Raw genomic sequence first — 3,462 nt, 5'->3', positions numbered from 1 at the left:
GCCCGGCTGCGGCGCTACCCTGTGCCGCTGGCCGCCCCGCCCCTGGTGGGCGAGCCGGGCGCCGTGGTGAGCGTGCTGACGCACCTCAGCCCCGACCAGGGCGTGCTGGAGCTGGACCTGCCGCGCCGCGGCCCGCGCACCGAGCTGCCCGGGGTGGGCGAGTGGACCACGGGCTACCTCGTGGTGCTGCTGGAGGTGCTCAGCGGTCACCGCCCGCCCCAGCAGCTGCTGCGCTGGTCCGCCGCGGACGTCTACGCCGACGTGCAGCGGCGCGCGGTGCTGGGCGCGCGCCTGCGCGGGGGGCGCGCCGCCCCCGGTCCGCGCCCGCGCGTGCTGCGGGTGCTGCCCTGCCCCCTGGACGCCGGCACCGTGGAGGTCGGCGCGGTCGTGCGCTGCGGCGAGCGGGTGCGCGCCCTGGCGCTGCGCGTGGAGCGCCGGCACGAGCGCTGGCGCGTCACCGCCCTCGAGGTGGGCTGACGCGCTGCGCGCGGTGCGCCGCACGACGACGGCCCGTCCCCGCCGGAGCGGGGACGGGCCGTCGTCGTGCGGCGCGCGGGCCTCAGTCGGCGCCGCGCTCGCGCTCGGCGGCGCGGCGCTGCGCGCGGTTGCCGCCGGGGGCGTCCGTGCTGGAGGCGTCACCGGCGTGGACCTCCACGTCGCCCTCCGCGGTGGGCGCCGTGTACTGCAGCTGCTGGCGCGGGGCGGGCTGCTCGAAGCCGGGCGCCACCGCCGGGGCGCCGGCCTGCGGGGCGGGCTGCACCTGCAGGGAGAACAGGTACCCGACCGACTCCTCCTTGATGGCGTCGGTCATCGCCACGAACAGCTGGTAGCCCTCGCGCTGGTACTCCACCAGCGGGTCGCGCTGGGCCATCGCCCGCAGGCCGATGCCCTCCTGCAGGTAGTCCATCTCGTACAGGTGCTCGCGCCACTTGCGGTCCAGCACCGAGAGCACCACGCGGCGCTCCAGGTCGCGCAGGACCGGCGCGCCCAGCTGCTCCTCGCGGGCGTCGTAGCAGGCCTGCGCGTCGGCGCGCATCTCCTCCAGCAGGCGCTCGACGGTGAGGTTGCCGCGGCCGCCGGCTGCCTCCACGACCTCCTCGGGCGTCACCGACACCGGGTACAGGCTGCGCAGCGCCTCCCACAGGCCCTCGAGGTCCCAGTCCTCGCCGAAGCCCTTGCCGGTGGCCTGCACGACGTACGCGGTGACCGTGTCGTCGATGAAGTGGCGGATCTGCTCGTGCAGGTCCTCGCCCTCGAGCACCTTGCGGCGCTCGGCGTAGATGACCTCGCGCTGGCGGTTGAGGACGTCGTCGTACTTCAGGACGTTCTTGCGGATCTCGAAGTTGCGGCCCTCGACCTGGCCCTGGGCGCTCTGGATGGCCCGCGAGACCATCTTCGACTCGATGGGGACGTCCTCCGGGATGCCCGTGCGGGTCAGGAAGGACTCCACGAGCGCCGCGTTGAACAGGCGCATCAGGTCGTCGGTGAGGGAGAGGTAGAAGCGGGACTCCCCGGGGTCGCCCTGGCGGCCCGAGCGCCCGCGCAGCTGGTTGTCGATGCGGCGCGACTCGTGCCGCTCGGTGCCCAGCACGTACAGGCCGCCGAGGTCGCGGACCTCGTCGTGCTCGGCCCTGACGGACTCCTGCGCCTGCTTGAGCACGTCCGGCCAGGCCGCCTCGTACTCCTCGGGCGACTCGTCCGGGTCCAGGCCGCGCTCCTTCATGGCCGCCACGGCCAGGAACTCCGCGTTGCCGCCCAGCATGATGTCGGTGCCGCGGCCGGCCATGTTGGTGGCGACGGTGACCGCGCCCTTGCGCCCGGCCTGCGCAACGATGGAGGCCTCGCGCTCGTGCTGCTTGGCGTTCAGGACGGTGTGCTCCACGCCCGCCTTGGTCAGCAGGGCGGAGAGGTACTCGCTCTTCTCCACGCTCGTGGTGCCCACCAGGACCGGCTGGCCGGTGGCGTGGTGCTCGGCGATGTCCTCCACGACGGCGGCGAACTTGGCGTGCTCGTTCTTGTAGACGAGGTCGGCCTGGTCCACGCGCACCGCGGGGCGGTTCGTGGGGATGGACACGACGCCGAGCTTGTAGATCTGGTGGAACTCCGCGGCCTCGGTCATGGCCGTGCCCGTCATGCCCGAGAGCTTGTCGTACATGCGGAAGAAGTTCTGCAGGGTGATCGTGGCCAGCGTCTGGTTCTCGTTCTGGATGGGCACGCCCTCCTTGGCCTCGATGGCCTGGTGCATGCCCTCGTTGTAGCGGCGCCCGGCGAGGATGCGGCCGGTGTGCTCGTCGACGATGAGGACCTCGCCCTTGGGGGAGACGACGTAGTCCTTGTCGCGCTTGAACAGCTCCTTGGCCTTGACGGCGTTGTTGAGGAAGCCGATGAGCGGGGTGTTGACGCTCTCGTAGAGGTTGTCGATGCCGAGCAGGTCCTCGACCTTCTCGATGCCGGACTCGAGGATGCCGATGGTGCGCTTCTTCTCGTCGACCTCGTAGTCGACGTCCACCTTCAGCTGCCGGGCGATCTTGGCGAACTCGCCGTACCACTTGGTCGGGTGGTCGGCCGGGCCGGAGATGATCAGCGGGGTGCGCGCCTCGTCGATGAGGATGGAGTCCACCTCGTCGACGATCGCGAAGTGGTGGCCGCGCTGCACCATCTCGGCGGTGCTCCACGCCATGTTGTCGCGCAGGTAGTCGAAGCCGAACTCGTTGTTCGTGCCGTAGGTGATGTCCGCGGCGTAGGCCTCGCGCCGCTCCTCCGGGCGCATGCGCGACAGGATGCAGGAGCTGCTCAGGCCCAGGAAGCGGTAGACGCGCCCCATGAGCTCGCTCTGGTACTCGGCGAGGAAGTCGTTGACGGTGACGACGTGCACGCCCTTGCCGGTCAGGGCGTTGAGGTAGGCCGGCAGCGTGGCCACGAGGGTCTTGCCCTCGCCCGTGCGCATCTCGGCGATGTTGCCCTGGTGCAGGGCGGCGCCGCCCATCAGCTGCACGTCGAAGTGCCGCTGGCCCAGGGTGCGCCGGGCGGCCTCGCGGACCACCGCGAAGGCCTCGGGCAGCAGGGCGTCGAGCGACTCGCCCTTGGCCAGGCGCTCCTTGAAGCGGTCCGTCTCGCCGCGCAGCTCGGCGTCGCTCATGGACGTGAAGTCGTCCTCGATCGCGTTGACCTGCTCCGCGATGCGCTGGAGGCGCTTGACGACGCGGCCCTCGCCGGCGCGGAGGACCTTCTCGACGATGGCTGGCACGCGAGCAGTCTACCGACGGCGAGCCGGTCGGCGGTGCACGGACGGACCGATCCCGTCGCGCTGCGTCAATGCAGACTCACGCAGCGCGCACCGAGGGGTGCGCCGGGCTCAGCCGGAACGGTCCAGCAGGCGCCGCACGTCGCGCGGGGGCACCACGCGCACCGGCACCGGCTCGACCACCGGCCCGGCCGCGGCCCCGGCCACCGGCCCGGGCG

General features: G+C 72.4%; 2 protein-coding genes. One reads left to right on the top strand and one right to left on the bottom strand.

All coding sequences use genetic code 11. The features are described from left to right. The coding region (locus GTR00_RS17110) for an Rv3235 family protein (protein WP_205706042.1) at positions 1–477 on the top strand (477 nt) is incomplete at its 5' end. An 82-nt stretch (positions 478–559) separates the two neighbouring features. Here the strand turns inward: GTR00_RS17110 and secA are convergent. After that, positions 560–3,247: a preprotein translocase subunit SecA gene (gene secA, locus GTR00_RS17105; RefSeq protein WP_166612790.1), complete on the bottom strand. Its 2,688-nt coding sequence runs from the start codon at positions 3,245–3,247 to the stop codon at positions 560–562. Positions 3,248–3,462 lie beyond the last annotated feature (215 nt).

It is taken from the genome of Kineococcus indalonis (assembly GCF_009906395.1).
GTDB classification, from domain to species: domain Bacteria; phylum Actinomycetota; class Actinomycetes; order Actinomycetales; family Kineococcaceae; genus Kineococcus; species Kineococcus indalonis.
Note: the sequence above shows the minus strand (reverse complement) of the source record. Positions and strands in the feature narration are given on the sequence as shown.